At 75.3% G+C, this 16,507-nt stretch carries 10 protein-coding genes; 9 read left to right on the top strand and 1 reads right to left on the bottom strand.

Features of this window, described 5'->3' with window-relative positions; translation table 11 throughout:
* Positions 1-277: 277 nt before the first annotated feature.
* The 9 genes from WMF26_RS15200 (at position 278) to WMF26_RS15160 (ending at position 15,473) form a co-directional block, all read left to right on the top strand.
* The gene (locus WMF26_RS15200) at positions 278-2,485 is read left to right on the top strand and encodes a pseudouridine synthase (RefSeq protein ID WP_438000912.1); all 2,208 of its coding nucleotides are present in this window, start codon (positions 278-280) and stop codon (positions 2,483-2,485) included.
* A gap of 252 nt (positions 2,486-2,737) precedes the next feature.
* Complete coding sequence (locus WMF26_RS15195) at positions 2,738-4,225, top strand: HD domain-containing phosphohydrolase (protein WP_437561950.1); 1,488 nt, start codon at positions 2,738-2,740, stop codon at positions 4,223-4,225.
* Positions 4,226-4,228: 3 nt separating this feature from the next.
* On the top strand, positions 4,229-5,077 hold the full coding sequence (lipB, locus tag WMF26_RS15190; RefSeq protein ID WP_438000911.1) for a lipoyl(octanoyl) transferase LipB: 849 nt from the start codon (positions 4,229-4,231) through the stop codon (positions 5,075-5,077).
* A 101-nt stretch (positions 5,078-5,178) separates the two neighbouring features.
* Positions 5,179-7,452 carry a hypothetical protein gene (locus tag WMF26_RS15185; protein WP_438000910.1) on the top strand — a complete coding sequence of 758 codons (2,274 nt, stop codon included), beginning with the start codon at positions 5,179-5,181 and terminating at the stop codon, positions 7,450-7,452.
* A 169-nt stretch (positions 7,453-7,621) separates the two neighbouring features.
* Positions 7,622-8,320, top strand: coding sequence for a hypothetical protein (locus tag WMF26_RS15180; protein WP_438000909.1), 699 nt, complete (start codon positions 7,622-7,624; stop codon positions 8,318-8,320).
* Positions 8,321-8,447: 127 nt separating this feature from the next.
* Positions 8,448-9,002 carry a hypothetical protein gene (locus tag WMF26_RS15175; RefSeq protein WP_061621744.1) on the top strand — a complete coding sequence of 185 codons (555 nt, stop codon included), beginning with the start codon at positions 8,448-8,450 and terminating at the stop codon, positions 9,000-9,002.
* 107 nt (positions 9,003-9,109) lie between these two features.
* Positions 9,110-10,153: a PQQ-dependent sugar dehydrogenase gene (locus WMF26_RS15170; protein ID WP_438000908.1), complete on the top strand. Its 1,044-nt coding sequence runs from the start codon at positions 9,110-9,112 to the stop codon at positions 10,151-10,153.
* A 181-nt stretch (positions 10,154-10,334) separates the two neighbouring features.
* Entirely contained in the window at positions 10,335-13,253 is a 2,919-nt protein-coding gene (locus tag WMF26_RS15165) for a hypothetical protein (RefSeq protein ID WP_438000907.1), read from the top strand.
* 123 nt (positions 13,254-13,376) lie between these two features.
* A complete protein-coding gene (locus WMF26_RS15160) occupies positions 13,377-15,473 on the top strand; it encodes a S9 family peptidase (RefSeq protein WP_438000906.1) in 2,097 nt (698 codons plus the stop codon).
* Between the two features lie 125 nt (positions 15,474-15,598).
* Here WMF26_RS15160 and WMF26_RS15155 read toward each other — a convergent pair whose 3' ends face one another.
* Entirely contained in the window at positions 15,599-16,318 is a 720-nt protein-coding gene (locus WMF26_RS15155; protein WP_438000905.1) for a hypothetical protein, read from the bottom strand.
* Positions 16,319-16,507 lie beyond the last annotated feature (189 nt).

Genomic DNA, 16,507 nt, shown 5'->3' with positions numbered 1-16,507 from the left:
CCTCGACGGAGCGAACGCGGCCTGGACGGCCCGCCGTCCGGGCGCTCGCGCAGGCCGCCGGGGAGACACGGGGCTTTTCGGGGATCCCGAGCGCGCCCGGAACGTCGAAGCGCTGCAGACGAAAAGCTCGACGGACTTCTCTTTACACCTTCGACGCTGGCCGAGAGCCCCTGTAAGCTCCCCCGGAATGGCTTCCGGCGCAGGTATCGAAGAACCGCACGGGCTGGGCGAGAGCACCGGCGCAGAGGGATCGGGCGGCGGCGTTTTGTCCGGGCCCGTGCGGCGCACATTGAAGGCAGGCGAGATCCCGAACACGTTGATCGAGTGCGTGCACTCGGTCGAGTGCGCGGGCTGTCCGCTCATCGCGGGCGATTACGCAGAGCAGCTCAGCACGAAGCGCGCGAGGGTCGTGTCCGCGGCCGCGCACTACCCGTCGCTCGAGCTGCTCCAGACGAGCCCGGTCATCCCGGCTGATCCGATCACCGGCTATCGCGGCCGAGCGAAGCTCATCGTCGCCCCCTCCGGCGCGATCGGGCTCTACGGCCGCACAGGGCATCACGAGGTCGTCGACATCCCGGGCTGCCGGGTCCTCGCCCCGGCCCTCGCGGCGGTGACCTCGCGGCTCCGCGAGCTGATCGCGTCCCCGCCGCCGGAGGTCCGGCCGCTGCTCTTGCCGTACGATCCGGCGCGCGGCGGCGTGCTCCGCGCCCTCGACCTGCGCGAGGTCCACCTCGCGCCCGGCACGCCGCTCTACGCGGAGATGGGCGCGACCGAGGACAACCCGGCGTTCGTGCTGATCACGTTCGTCCTCCAGCGCGAGCGCGCGTGCACGCGCGACGAGCTGCGCGAGGCAGGCCGCGCCATCCGCCCGATGCTCCCCCGCGTCATCGGCGTCGCGGCGAACTTCCACGACGCGGAGGCGCCGCAGATCCTCGGCCCCGAGACGATCGTGCTCGACGGCGTCTCGCACGCGGAGGACCGGATCGGGCAGACCTACCACGTCGCCGCGTTCGGCTCGTTCGTGCAGGCGCACCGCTCGCAGGCCGCGCGCGTGCACGCCCTCCTGCTCCGCGAGATCGCGTCGCTCGAGAACGACGGGCCCGTGATCGAGGGCGAGGCCCCGATGGGCCCGGCGTCCCGGCGCAAGGAGCCGCCGCGCATCCTCGATCTGTACGGCGGCTCGGGCGCGATCTCGCTCGCCCTGGCGCAGGGCGGCAACCGCGTCCTGATGGTCGAGTCCTTCGCGCCCGCGGCGGCGAACGCCCGCGCGGCGGCCGAGGCCCAGGGGCTGAGCCAGCGCGTGGAGGTGCGCACCGGCGACGTCTCGGAGATCGTGAGCTCGCTCGTCAACGGCTCGGAGAAGTTCGACGGCATCGTGGTGAACCCGCCGCGCCGCGGCGTCTCCCCGACCGCGCGCGAGGCGATCGCGCGCCTCGGCGCGCCGCTGCTCGTCTACGTCTCGTGCGATCCCGACACGCTCGCGCGCGACCTCGATCACTTCTGCCGCCTCGGGTACTCGTCGACGGAGCTCACGCCGCTCGACATGATCCCGCTCACGGAGGAGATCGAGACGATCGCCGCCCTCCGGAGGACGCCCCCGCCGGCGCCGAAGGTCATCTACGACGACGACGGCGTGCTTGTCGTCGAGAAGGGCCCGCACGAGCCGGTGGCGCCGCAGCCCGAGTACCTCGGCTCGCTGCTCGCCCGATGCGCCCGCATCCCGGGCAACACCACGACGCCCGTGGTCGTGCACGCGCTGGATCCGGGCACGAGCGGCCTGGTCATGCTCGCGCGAAACGAGGAGGCAGCGGCGCGCTGGGGCGAGGCGCTCACGAAGACGGGGCGCCTCATCTACCTCGCCGCGGCCAAGGGCGTGACCCCGGGCAAGGGCGCGATCACCCGCGATCTCCGCGAGGGGACGCGCACGTACACCGCGCGCACGCGGTACCGCCGCCTCGCCGTCGCCTCGGGCCACTCGATCCTCCGCGTCATCCCGGACGGCGGGCGCACGCACCAGATCCGGCGGCACCTCGCCGCGATCGGCCACCCGATCCTCGGCGACGAGCGCTACGGCCACGTGCCCACGAACCGCTACTTCGAGGAGAAGCACGGGCTCGACCGCTCGTTCGTGCACCTCGTGCGCATCGAGATCGAGCACCCCCGCACGGGCGTGAAGATGATCATCGAGTCGACGCTGCCCGGCGACCTGCGCTCGGCGCTCGAGCGCTCGACCGGCCCGTCGGTCCTGCGCTTCCTCGAGCAGAAGCACGCCCTCGGCGAGCAGCGGGCCGTCGCGGTGCTGACGACGGCCACGGACGAGCCCGCTCCGAGCAGCAGGATGATCCCGCTGCGCACCGAGGACGCCGAGTCCGCGCCGCCCCCCTCCATCCGCAGCCCCGGGCCCATCTCGATCCGCGTCCCGGATCTGGACGAGTCGCCCCGGACCATCCGGCACCCCATCATCTCGACCGGCGACGAGGACTGAGCGGCCCGCGCCGCCGTCCCGCGCACGCAGGCGGCCGGCCGCCACGGTCGCGGTCGGCGGCCGCGGCGCTCCCGCCGCGACCACCTCGCGCGCGGTCGGCGGCCGCGTCGCTCCCCTACCCGCGACGCCGTCCGCCTTACCTGAGCGCCTCAGGGTCGACCGGTCCTCGCGGGGCGCGGGTCCGTCCGTGTGCCCGACCCGCCCACCTTGGACCGATGGGCTGCGAGCGGATCTGGTAGGCTTGCCGGCCGCATGTCCACGTTTCCAGAAGACCGCCCTCGCATCCTCGTCGTGGACGACGAGAAGGTGATCCGCGACATGCTGGCCGACTTCCTCGGCATGGAGGGCTACTACGTCCGCACTGCGGAGGACGGCACCAGCGCGCTGAGCGAGCTCACGAAGGGTCATTACGACCTCGTGATCAGCGACCTCAAGATGCCGCGGATGGGCGGCATCGCGCTGCTGGACGAGATCGGCAAGACCGCGCCGAACGCGCTCACGGTCATCATGACGGGCTTCGGCACCGTCGAGACCGCGATCGACGCCATGAAGCGCGGCGCCTACGACTACGTGCTCAAGCCGTTCAAGCTGGACGAGGTGGTGCACGTGGTCCAGCGCGGCATCGAGAAGCAGCGGATGGCCGCCGAGAACATCCGGCTGCGCGAGGCGGTGTCGCTCTACAAGGTGAGCGAGGCGATCGCGGCGAGCCTCTCGCTCGACCAGGTGCTCGAGACCGTCGCGGACAGCTGCCTGCACGAGGTGCGCGGCGATCTCATCTCGACCTGGCTCGACGACGGCGAGGGGAGCTTCTTCGAGCGGCAGCACCTCCGCAGCCCGTCGCTCCCGCCGGAGGCCGATCTCGGGAGGCTCGATCCGGCGCTCGTGCTCGATCATTTCCGCCCCGAGGCGCTGCTCCTCGAGCAGGGCATGAAGGGGCTCAGGTTCTTCGCGGCGGAGCCGTCGCTGCCGCTCCAGTCGCTGGTCGCGGTGCCGCTCCGCATCCAGAAGCGGCTCATGGGCTTCGTCGCCGTCGCGTCGTTCACGCGGACGAAGCGCTTCGACGAGGGGCAGCGCAAGCTCCTCAGCATCATCGGCTCGCGCGCCGCGGCGGCGATCGAGAACGCGCGCCTCTACCAGGACCTCCAGGCGACGTTCCAGCAGACGATCGAGGGGCTCGCCAAGGCCATCGACAAGATGGACCGCTACACCGCGGGTCACTCGGATCGGGTCGCCGTCTACGCGGTGATGCTCGCGCAGCGGCTCGGCCTCGGCCCGCACGAGATCGAGATCGTCCGGCAGAGCGCACTCATGCACGACATCGGCAAGATCGGGTGCGTGCTCAACCTGAACAAGCCGGGCAAGCTCACGAACGACGAGTACGAGGTGTTCAAGCGGCACCCCGTCTACGGGCGCGACATCCTCGATCCGATCAAGTTCCTGCACCCGCTCATCCCCGGCGTTCACCTGCACCACGAGCGCTGGGACGGGCGCGGCTACCCGCTCCGGATGCGGGGCAACGAGATCCCGATCATCGCGCGCATCATCTCGGTGGCCGACACGTACGACGCGATGACGAGCGACCGCTCGTACCGCCGGGCGCTCCCGCACGAGGTCGCGGTGGCCGAGATCGAGCGGTGCTCGGGCTCGCAGTTCGACCCCGAGGTCGCGGCGAGCTTCACGACGCACATCGAGGCCTACCGCGACGAGCGGCGCGCGCACGGCGAGAAGGTCCCGGAGTAGACCATGCCGACCACCTCGCTCCGCGATCTCCTAGAGCCCCCGCGAGACCAGGGCGCCGAGCTCGGGCCGCCGAAGCCGCGGCGCGCGCGCGCCGTGTGGATCGGCCGGCGCCGCTACGCCCCGATCCACGATCTGCAGAAGCAGCTCGTCGAGGCGCGCGCCGAGGGGCGCATCGGCGACACGATCCTGCTCCTGGAGCACGACCCCGTCATCACGCTCGGCCCGCGGGCGAACCCGGAGAACGTGCTGCTCGACTCCGGCGCGCTGAACGAGCGCGACATCGACCTCGTCGCGACGGGCCGCGGGGGCGACGTCACCTACCACGGCCCCGGCCAGCTCGTGTGCTACCCGCTGCTCGATCTCCGCCCGGACCGGTGCGACGTGCGCAGGTACGTGCGGTCGCTCGCGGAGGTGATGATCCTGCTCGCGCGCGAGCACTACGTCGAGGCCGGCGTGGTCGACGGGATGATCGGCGTCTGGGTCGATCGCGCGGCCCCGGAGCAGTGGGGCGGCTCCGCGTGGGCGGGCGAGCTCGCCAAGCTCGGCGCGATCGGCGTGCGCCTCTCGCGCTGGCTCACCATGCACGGCTTCGCGTTCAACATCGCGGTAGACCTCAGGGCGTTCGAGCTGATCGTGCCCTGCGGCATCCGCGAGCACGGCGTGACGTCGCTCCACCAGCTCACCGGGAGGACGCTCACCGTCGCCGAGGTCGCCCTCGCCAGCGCGCCGCAGCTCGCCCGCGGGCTCGAGCTCGAGGTCGACCGCGTCGAGGATCTGTCGGCGGTCGCCGATCTCGCCGGGGCGCTGCTCGCCCCGGACGCCGCGGCCGGCGAGAGCCACAGCGCTCCGTAGCGCCGCGCGCCGGCGCGACGCGGCGGGCGGCGCGGCCGACGCCGCGGGCCGCGCCGCCGAGGCAGTGTCGCTCGGCCGTGCCGTGGGCTAATAGCGGTCCCGTGCGCGCGCAGCCCACGACACGGCCCCGTGAAGGCGACGGCTCCCTCCCGCACCGCGGCGCCGCGGCCCCGCGGCCGCGCTGGCAGCGCGCCCTCGTCCTGGTGCTCGCCACGGCGGCCGTGGCGCTCTTCGTGTTCGTGCTCCTCGCGCCCGTCGCGGTGGTCTTCGCCGGCAGGCGCAGCGCCGCGGCGTGCCTCGCGTCGATCGAGGCGCCGCGCGGCCCCGCGCTCCCCGACTGCCGGCCCGAAATCCGCTGGTTCGCGCTGCCGTCGCGGCTGCCGTGGACCTACGGCGCGGCGAGCGCGCTGGCCGAGGAGCTCGGCGTGCGCGCCGCGATCGCCGAGTACGTCGACGCCGCCGTCGGCCGGCCGGACGGCGCGGCGCTCGCCAGGGCGACCGAGGCGGTGGCGACGGCCGAGGCCACGGTCGCCGCCGGCTCCAGGCGCATCGCGTTCGACGAGCTGGGGCCCTCGCGCGGCGCGCCGAGCCTCGCGCGCGAGGCGGCGCGGCTCGGCGACCGCCGCGCGCTCCTCGGGCAGCCGGATCGCTGGCCCGACTGGCACGTGCGCGTGCAGACCCTCCGCGCGGCGCTCGCCGAGGGCGACCTGCCGCGCGCGCTCGCGATCGCGAACGGCTACGCGGGGATGGACCCCCGCGACGAGGATCTGCGCACGACGATCGCCGCGATCCTCTGCCTCGGCACGAGCGCGGACGCGAAGCGCGGCGCCGAGCTCCTGACGCTGACCCAGGACGACCGGGCCTCGAAGCGCCACGCGGGCATGGCGCGCAACTGGGGCGAGGTCCGCGCCGTCCTCGTCGCCTGCGCTGCCCGGGCGGGCGTGGAGCCCCCGCCGATGCCGGAGGCCCCTGAGGCCGGCGTGGCCGACGCCGTGGAGGCGCGGCTCGCGCAGCGCGCCCGCCTCGCCGCCGCCCGCGACGACGCCGCCGACGCGAAGGGGCGCGCCGCGCGCGCGATCCGGGACCTGCTCGTCTCGGCCGACGCGCTCGATCCGGACGCCCGCGGCGATCTGCTCGCCGTCGCGCTGGCGGAGGACGGCGCGCTCGACGCCATCGAGGCCGCCGCGCTCGCGCGGCCGGAGGGCGACGGGACCGAGACGGCCGGCGCGGACGCCGTCGTGCTCGGAGGCGCCGGAGCCGGCGCTGCCCCGGCGCGCGCGGCGGCCGGCGCGGCGCTCTCGCGGAGCGCGGGCTCGCTGCGCGCGCTCGACTGGCTGCCGGAGCGCGGGCTCGCGAGGCCCGTGGTCGCCGGCTCGCTGCGCGCGCGCGCCGCGGCGCGCGCCGCCGAGCTGGCCGCCGCCCCCGAGCTCTCGCCGTCCGACGGCGACGCCCTGCGCGCCGCCGCGGGATCCCTCGCGCTGAAGGCCGCGCGCGAGCTCGCCCTGGAGGGCGACGCGCCCGGCGCGATCGACGCCCTGGATCGCCTCGGCGCGCTCGCCCCGGAGCTCGCGCCGGAGGCGGCCCGCGCGCTCGCGCGATCCAGCGCGTGGACCCTCGCCGGCGATCGCCCGCGCGCGCTCGACCTCATCGAGCGCGTCGATCTCGCCGCCGCGCCGCCGGCCCTCCGCGCGGCCGTGCACCTGCAGCGAGCCGAGCTCCTCGCCTCGCTGGGGCGCCGGCTCGACGCCGCGCACGCGGCGGTGCTCGCCGACGAGGAGGCCGCGGCCGCGCGCGCGGCGGGCGCCGTCGACGCGCCGCCGGGGCTCGCCGGGCTCGCGCTGCTCGAGGCGCGCGCGCGGTGGACCCGGCTCGCCCTCGCCCCCTCCGAGGGCGGCTCGCCGCTCCGGCAGGGCGGCCCGCCCGCGCTGCTGCCGGCGGACCTCTCGGCTGCGTGGCCCTGGGTCGGCTTCGCGCGCCTCGACGCGCCCTGGGCGCGCGGCGACCAGCCGGCGTTCGCGCGCGCGCTCGCCGCCTGGAGCGCCGCGCGCGACGCGCCGCCGGCCACGCGCCGCGCGCTCCGCTACGCCGCCCTCCGCCGCCGGGGCGACGCGCCGCCCGCGCTCGTCCCGTACGCCGCGCTCGCGGCGCAGCTGCTCGGCGAGGGCGAAGGGGACGCCGAGGTGTGGCTCGACGCCTTCCTCGCGCTCGACGCCCCCCGCTTCTCGCTCCGCCACGTCGCCTTCGCCCGGGCCGAAGCGGCGCGGTGGCGCGGAGACGACGGCAGCGCGGCCGCGTGGCAACGCCGGTACGAGGCCCTGCGCGCCGTGGCCTCCGACCCGGCCCGCGCCGAGATCGCGCGCTACCTCGGCCTCTGACGCCCGCGCGCCGGGCGCATCGCGCCGGGACGGACCCCCACCGCGCCGGCGTTCCGCGGCATGCCCCCGAAAAACCTGGAGAGCACATCATCGTACATCTGGCGGTGGGGGAGCTCGGTTCCTACGCTACAGCCTGGCTCGCGAAGAGCTGCTCGCGGAGAGAGTCCTCATGTGTCCTCATTGCGGAAAGAACGCGCCGGTCATCCACCGCGGGCTCGCGGCGTACTGCACCGCGTGCGGCCGGGAGCGCCTGCCCTTCGCGGGCAAATCGGTCAGCCTGGCGGGGAAGCCGTCCACGGTCGGCGGGGCCGTCGCGGGCGTGCTCGGCTGGCTGGTCCTCATCGGGGGCACCGCGCTGGCGCTGCTCCTCGGGCTGGGCGCGGCCGCGCTGTTCCCGGGCTCGATCGCCGGGCTCGCGATCGGCTTGCCGATCGGGTTCATCGCGCTGACGCTCGGCCTGCTCCTCCTCATCAGCGGGCGGAAGCTCTCCCGGTCCGGGGTGAAGGCCTCCCGCGACGCGCAGGCCCAGGCGATCTTCTCCCTCGCGTCGCACCGCCGCCGCCCGCTCACCGCGCAGGAGGTCGGCGTCGCGCTCGACCTGCCGGCCCCGGAGGCCGACGCCCTGCTCACCGAGCTCGCCAAGGAGCGCCCCGACGAGGTGGGCGTCGAGATCGGCGATCGCGGCGAGATCCTCTACACCTTCCCCGGGGTCTCGGGGGCGGCCGGCGTCCGCTTCCCCCAGCCCTCGCTCCGCATCGATCCGGGCCACGGCGCGGCCGACCCCGCGGCGCGGGTCTACGCCGAGGAGTTCGAGGAGGAGGACGCGGGCGCGTCCCGCGCCTCCCCCCGCCGCGAGCAGCTCCGCTGAGCATGTCCCGCGGCGCGCGTGCTAGCCTCGCGCCGCGCGCGCCCCTCGAGCGCCCGGCGCGCGCCGCCGTCGCCCTCGCTCCCTGGTTCGGCGCGGGGGCGCCCTGGGCTGCTCGCCGCCACCGACCATGAGACGCTCCCCTGCCCCCCTGCTGACCGCCGCCGCCGCGCTCGCGCTCGCCGCGCTCCTCGCCCCCTCGCGGGCCGACGCCTTCGAACGGCAATGGCACGCAGGCGCCAGCATCGGGTACGCGCTCCTCGCGGACGGCGGGACGTACCCGGGGCTCGGCGGCGGCCTGCACGTCGCCTACGGGCTCACGGACGCCTTCAACGCGATCGTCGAGCTCGACACCGCGTCGCACCCGGGGGGCGATCTCATGTTCCTCGGCGCGTCGGCCGGCGCCACCTACGTCATCGATATCCTGCAGTGGGTGCCGTACATCGGCGTCATGACCGGCGCCTACGACAGCGTGCGCCTCGCGCCGTGCGGCTCGTATGGTCAGCCGAGCTGCCACCGAGGGCAGTTCGGGGTCTCGGTCCCGTTCGGCATCGACTACGCCTTCAACCGCCAGTTCGCCGCGGGCTTCGCCGGCAAGTACACGCTGCTCCTCCCCGGCGCGGGCGACGGTCCGGGGAGCTACTTCACGGCGTTCGCCCGCGCGGAGTTCCTCTGGGGCTACTAGGTCGCGGCCCCATCGCGGCCGCCGCCGTCGCGGCGGCGCTCGCTCCCGGCTGCACGTGCGGCTCGCCCGCGCCGCCGCCGCCGCCGGCCGCGGACGCCGCCCGCGCGGTGACGCTCTCCGTGTTCGCGCGCGGGCTCGACCAGCCCGTCGCGCTCACCTTCGCGCCGGGCGACGCGCGCGAGCGCCTCTTCGTCGTCGAGAAACCCGGGCGGATCCGCGTCCTTGCGGGCGGCCGCGCCCAGGGCACGCCGTTCCTCGACGTCTCTGCGCTCGTCTCGACCGGGGAAGAGCAAGGCCTCCTCGGGCTCGCGTTCCACCCGCGCTACGCCGAGAACGGGCGCTTCTTCGTCAACTACACCGATCGGCGCGGCGACACCCGCGTCGTCGAGTACCGCGCGGCGCAGGGCGACCCCGAGCGCGCGGATCCGGCCACGGCGCGCGAGCTGCTCCACGTCGCGCAGCCGTACTCGAACCACAACGGCGGCCACCTCGCCTTCGGGCCGGACGGCAGGCTCTATGTCGGCACCGGCGACGGCGGCAAGCGCGACGATCCCCACGGCCACGGGCAGAACCGGCGCTCGCTGCTCGGCAAGATGCTGGCGCTCGACGTGAACGGCCACGGGCAGGAGCGGCCCGCGCCGGAGATCGTGCAGATCGGGCTCAGGAACCCGTGGCGCTACAGCTTCGACCGCAAGACCGGCGACCTGTACATCGCCGACGTCGGCCAGGACCGCTACGAGGAGGTCCACGTCGTGCCTGTCGACCGGCTCGCGGGCCACAATTTCGGGTGGAACGTGGTCGAGGGGGACGGGCACTGCCTCCACGACCTCCCCTGCAGCCGCGAAGGGCTGACGCCGCCGGTCCTGGAGTACCCCCACAACGACGGCTGCTCGATCACGGGCGGCTTCGTCTACCGCGGCGCGGAGCTGCCGGAGCTCGACGGGCTCTATTTCTACGCGGACTACTGCACCGCGATCCTCCGCAGCTTCCGCTGGAAGGACGGGCGCGCGACGGAGCCGACCGACTGGAAGCCGATCCTCGATCCCGACGGCGCCCTCTCGCGCGTGACGTCGTTCGGGGAGGACGCGCGCGGCGAGCTCTACGTGCTCTCGCAGGACGGCGAGATCTACAGGTTCGTCCGGCGGCCGTGACCCGGGCGCGCGCGTCGTCCCGCCCTCGCGCGCGACGACGCGACGACGCGACCGGGCGCGCTCGCCGCGAGGTCCCGGCGAAAACGCTGCCATTCCCATGACGTGCGGTACGGGAAACGTCTACAAAGAGCGGGCGCAGTCGTGCGAGGCCTCCGAGCGAGCCATACGGAAGGAGCGGACCGTGGAACAGCTTTGGCAGCGCGTCTCTGAGGGCAGGCACACGGCCTTGCTCGACATCGTCCCCGGCGAGCCTCCGTCCCACCTCGGGCTGCGCATCCTGCGCGTGCGCTGCGACGTGCCGGAGGTGACGCTGGGGCCGCTGCACGAGGTGAGGACCAAGGTCGAGCGGCTCGTCGGCGGGGCGCCCCCGCTGCTCGATCAGGCGCGGAGCCGCGTCGTCTCGGGGCTCCGGCGCCGGCTCCTCGGCGACGTGCACGAGCGGATGGTCGACGTCGAGTTCATCGAGACCGCGAACCGCCTCGCGCAGCAGACCGATCGCAGGTGGGCCATCGTCTTCGACGCGGTGGAGCTCGCCGATCACGCCTCGCTCGACGTGCTGCGGCGGGTGATGTCCCGCCCCGAGGCGCTCCGGGTCGCGCTCGTCCTGTCCTTCCGCCTGCACGCGCCCGCCGGCCCGGCCGGCGAGCTGCTCAACGCGGTGCGCGCCGCCCTCGGCCCCGACGCGATCCTCCGGCCGCCGGAGGCGACGACCACGCTGACGAGCGTGAGCGCGCCCCCGCCGCCGGCGCAGATCGCGCTGCGCGAGCTGCCCGGCGAGGTGCTCCGGGTGCTCCGGGCCGGCGCGATCGTCGGCTCGGGGTTCGAGAGCGAGCTCGTCGCCGCGCTCCTCCGCGTGGACGCGGTCGACGTGCTCGAGGCGCTGCAGCGCGCCGCCGACGCCGGCGTTCCGGTCGAGGACCGCGGCGAGGGCCGGTTCCATCTCCCGCCGACGACCGTCGAGGCGCTCCGCGGGTCGATCCTCCCGTCGTTGGCGCGGCTGTGGCACCGGCGGCTCGCGACGCTCCTCAGCGAGGAGCCGGTCGCGCCGGACGCTCCCGCCGCGCACGAGCCGCGCACCGCCGCGCCCGACCCCGCGCCGGGCCTCGCCGCGGCGCCTCCCGCGCCGCCCGCTCCCACCGCCGCGCCGCGCGGCGACGACGTGGCCGCGCGGGCCGCCGGGCTGGCGAGGCCCGGCGCGGCGGCGCCGATCGCGACCACCCCGTCGTCCACGTCGATCCCCGCCGTCGCGACGCCGCGCACGAGCGCGGTGATGCCCCCGCCGACCGCCGCATCGCCGGGCGCGCCCGCCGCCGCGGCGTCGCAGGGCCCCGAGGCGAGCGGCGCGGCGGCCGCCGACGAGCGGGACAAGGGCGCCGACGCCGCGCTCACGGCGGCGCGCGGCGGGGTACCTCGCGCGGCGGACACGCTGCGGCCGCCGCCGGTCGCGGCCTATGTCGGCGGCCCGTCCATGAGCAGCGCGCGGCGCGCGCCGCCCCGCGTCGGCCAGGACAGGTCCACGCCGATCGCGCCCGCCGGGCCGGGCAACCCGCCATGGCCTTACGCCGAGCTGTTCCACCGCAACCCGGAGAGCCGCCGCCTCTCCGAGCCGCCCGAGTCCGTCCGGTTCGACGCCCCGCCCGACTCGCTGGACGCGCCCATCCCGGGGCCGGTGCGGGTCCCCCGCGATCTCGTGCCCGGCGGCGCCGGCGCCCCGGCGGACGAGCCGAGCCGCTCGCTCCGCGGGGCCGCGCTGCGCGTCCCCGCCGCGCTATCCGAGCGGTCGTCTCCCGGCGGCTCCCGCCCGTCCTTCCGGCCTCCGGCGGCCGACGCCGCCGGCGGAGCGCGCGTCGACCCGGCGCGCGCGGCGGCCGAATCCCTGCGCGGCGCGGCGCCGCTCGGCGTGTCCGTGCACCCGGCCCCGCCGGAGCGCGACCCCGCCGAGGCGCCGAGCGCCCCCGCGGCCAGCGCCGGACGCCGGCCCCACGACGCGCGCGCGGCAGCCCACCTGACCGAGGCCGGCGAGCTCGAGGAGGCGGCGCGGCGTTACCGCGCGGCCGCGGCGGAGGCGGCCGCCATGGGCGCGTATCCCCAGGCGCTGAGCTACGGGCAGAAGGCGCTCGCGCTGCTCGACGGCCTGCCGGCCACCCCCGCGCGCCGGCGGCTCCGGATCGGCGCGCTCGCGGGCATCGCCCGGGTGCAATGGCAGGCGGCCGGCCCGGATCCGGCGTTCACGCTCGCGGGCGCGCTCGAGGTGCTCGACGCCGCGCGGGCGCTCCTCACGCAGGGCGACCCGCCGGAGCTGCACGCCGAGGTCGCCGCGCTCATCGCGAGCGTCTGCTACGACCTCGGCGACATGCGCTCGCTGGAGCGCGCGCTCGAGGAGCTCACGACGGCGAGCCGCCTGCTGCTCGACGCCGGGGACGCGCTCGGCTCGGCCCGGCTGCTCAACGATCAGGCGGCGGTCTACGTGCGCATGGGCGATCCCGTCCGGGCGACGCACCTCCTCACCGAGTCGCGCCGGGTCTTCGAGGAGCGGGCCCGCGTCGATCCGGTGGCGCGCGTCGAGCTGGCCGAGACGGATCACCTCTTCGCGCGGATCCCGCTCCACGTCCCCGCCCGGCCCGGGCGCGAGTCCGACGCCCTGTCGATGGGGATCGATCACGCGCTCGCCGCCGAGCGCACCTACAAGCAGCTCGGGGACACCCGGGAGATCGCCCGGGTGTGGGAGACGATCGGCCGGCTGGAGCTCCGCAAGGGCCGCCTCGATCGCGCGACGCAGCGCCTGACCGCGGCGATCGAGGCCGAGGAGGCGCTCGGCGATCTCATCGGCCTGGCCCGCTCGACGGCCGCGCTCGCGGAGGTGCTCTCGGCGAAGGGGCTGCACCGGGAGGCGCTCTCGCTCTTGGCCGAGTCCATGGCGATGAACCTCGAGAAGGGCTCGCCGCTCGGGCTCGCGTACAACCGCCGGGCCTTGAACGCGCTCGTCCCGAACATCTCGCTCCAGGGGGAGGAAGCCGAGCTGCTGCGGAAGATCGCGGCGGAGCTCGCGGCGGCGGAAGCGGCCCTCGGCCGCCTGAGGCTCCCGGGCGAGCCCGACTGAGCCGCCCCGGTCGCCGCCGCGGCATCGGGCGTCGCCGGGGCGCCGCCGCTCCGGCGATCCGGGCCGGTCGCGCCGCGGCCTTTGACCTTGCCGGGGCGCCGCCGCTCCGGCGAAATGCGCGGCATGTCGTCCCGTTCGACGCGGCGCCCGCGCCACGACGGCGCGCTGCGCTCCTTGCTCGGCTTGTTGGCCCTCTCGGCGGCGTGCGCGCCCGCCCCGACGGCGCCTGCGCCGGCCGCGCCCCGGCCGGCCGCGCCCCGGCCGGCCGCGCCCGCGCCGCCTTCGCCGTCGGCCCCCGCCGAGGCGCCGCGGCCTGCGCCCGAGCGGCCGGGGTACGAGGGCCACGGCGCGGCGAGCGTCTCGCCTGAGATCCTGGCACGTTACGCCCCGCCTCCGCTCCCGGACGACGTGTCGCGCCGGATCCAGGCGCTGCTCGACGTGCGCGCGCCCGGGGGCGGCGTCCTCGGGCCGGACGGCAAGGCGCTCTACTTCACCTGGACGATCACGGGGACGAGGCAGGTCTTCCGGCTCGATGGGCCGCAGCGCTTCCCGCTGCAGCTGACGGGCGGCGAGGATCCGACGGTGGTGGTGGACGTCACGCCGGACGGCGCGCACCTCGTCCTCTCGCGCGATCGCAAGGGCGAGGAGAACCCCGGGCTCTATCTCCAGGACGCGAAGGGCGGGCCGCTCCTCGCCATCCAGCACAAGCCCGGCGTGCAGACGCAGCTGCAGCTCGTCTCCGACGACGGGCGAACCGTCTATCACCGGGCCAACGACATCAAGAAGGACGCGTATGCCATCTACCGGTATGACATCGCGTCGAAGCGGCGCGAGCTCGTGTTCGATCGCGAGGGCATCTGGCGCGCCGTGGACGCCGCGGCGGGGGGCCGCCTGCTGCTCGCCAAGGACGTCGGCTCCAACATGAGCGAGCTCTACGAGTGGGCGCCGGGCGCCGCAAAGGCCGATCCGGCGGCCGGGACGCTGACTCCCCTCTTCGGGCAGGGCGAGCGCGAGGACTACAGGGCCATGTACGGCGCGGCGCCCGGCGAGGTCCTCGTCCTCACGCCGCGCCTCGGGGAGCACCGCCGGCTCTGCAGCTGGAAGGCGGGGAAGCTCACGCCGATCACGCCGGAGATCCCGTTCGACGTCAGCGCCTTCTCCATCGATCGGGCGCGGAAGCGGGTGCTCTACACGGTGAACGAGCGGGGCTACACGCGGCTCCGCGCGCTCGACGCGAGGTCGTACCGCGAGGTCAAGCTGCCCGCGCTGCCGGCGGCGGATCACGTGGTGCCGGTCGCGACGACGCCGGACGGCCGGTTCACGACGCTGCTCCTGGAGACCTCGAGGGCGCCGGCGGCGAGCTACGTCCTCGACTGGACGACCGGCAAGCTGACGCAGTGGCACACCCCGAGCATGCCGGAGATGCCGCCGGACGCGTTCGCGGCGGTCACGCTGGAGTCCTATCCGGCGCGCGACGGGGCGCAGATCCCGATGTTCGTACGGCGCCCTGCCCAGTGCGAGCGGCCGTGTCCGGTCATCGTCCATTTCCATGGCGGCCCGGAGAGCCAGACCAGGGCGGGGTTCAACGCGCGGGCGCAGATCTTCGTGGACGCGGGGTTCGTGTTCGTGGAGCCGAACGTCCGGGGGAGCGACGGTTACGGCAAGACCTGGCTGCACGCGGACGACGGCGCGAAGCGGCTCGACGTGATCACGGACATCGAGGACGCCGCGAAGTTCGTCAGGGCGAGCTTCGGTCACGAGGGCCGGCCGCCGAGGGTCGGCGTCTTCGGCGGCAGCTACGGCGGCTATGCCGCGCTGATCGGAATGACGATGTTCGCCGGCGCTTACGACGCGGGCGCGGCCGTCGTCGGCATGAGCAACCTGGTGACGTTCCTCCAGAACACCGCGCCTTACCGGCGCATCCTCCGGATCTCCGAGTACGGAGATCCCGAGAAGGACCGGGAGGCGCTCCTCAAGCTGTCGCCGATCACGCACCTCGATCGGGTGAAGGCGCCTCTGCTGATCATGCAGGGGGTGACCGATCCGCGCGTGCCTGCGGGCGAGTCGGTGCAGATCCAGCAGGCGCTGGAGGCGAAGAAGATCCCGTCGGAGCTCATCCTGTTCGCCGACGAGGGGCACGGCGTGCAGAAGCGGGACAACCAGGTGCTCCAGTACGGGCACCTGGTGCGGTTCTTCCGGACGCACCTCGCGGCGCGGTAGGCCCGTCTTCCTGGCGGCTCGACATCGTCGCTCCCCGCGCCGGGCGGCGAGCGCGCTCGCCTCGGCCCCGCGACGTCGCGGCCTGCGGGGCGGATGCGGTCAGACCCTGGAGAGGACAGGAGGCTTCACGCGGCGCGGGTGGCCGGACGCTGCGCCGGGCTCACCGGCTCGCCGGGGGCGCGGCCTGCGCCGGCGAGATCGTCGAAGACCTGCGGCATCAGGGACACCTTGCCGTGGAGCCGGAGCACGCACTTCACGAGGAGCTTCGCCGCACCGTAGACGGTGAGCCACTCGGCGCGCGCGGCCTTCGCCTCGGGGGTCATCGTGCGGCGGGCGAGCCGGGCCTTGCGCACGCTCCGGAGGAACGGATCGAGGGCCTCCCGGGCGCGCTCCAGCTCGGCCACCCACGCCTCGCGCTCGGGCAGCGGACGCTTGCGCTGCTCGAGCACCTCCGCCGCGTGCGCCAGCGCCTCGGCGAGCTTCGCGGGGCGGGCGCGGAGCGCCGTGGCGAGGCTCTGGCCCTGGAGGAGGTCGCGGGCGAGCGCGACCCCGCCTGGCCGAGACGCGGCGCGCTCGACGATGCGGCGCAGCAGGTCGCGCCCCCTCGCGACCGCGGCGGCCTCGCGTCTCCTCGCGGCGCTGGACGCCGGGGCCGCCGCCGCGGCCGCCGTCGCCTCCACCATCGCCTTGCGCGAGGCCTCGGTCGCGGCGTCGAGCCGCGCCGCGACGGCGCGCAGGGCCTGCTGGAAGCCCGCATCGACCGGCACGATGAGCTTCCGGATCTGCGACGCGGTGAAGCGGCCGTATGCCTCGATATCGCGCTGGTAGATGTAGGAATCGGACATGGGGGGCAGCTCCACGGCGCAACGGGCGGGCCCAGCCAGAGCTCTCTACCTGAGCCGCGCGAGGGGCGGGAGGGGATTTCGTGGTCCGCGACGACGCCGGCACCGTGGTACCTGTCGTGGACATCCACGACGGCGAGCCGGCCTGGAGCGCATCGGAGCGGCGGGACAGCGATGATAACGAAACAGCTC

It is taken from the genome of Sorangium sp. So ce185 (assembly GCF_051526825.1).
GTDB lineage: Bacteria > Myxococcota_A > Polyangia > Polyangiales > Polyangiaceae > Sorangium > Sorangium cellulosum_D.
Note: the sequence above shows the minus strand (reverse complement) of the source record. Positions and strands in the feature narration are given on the sequence as shown.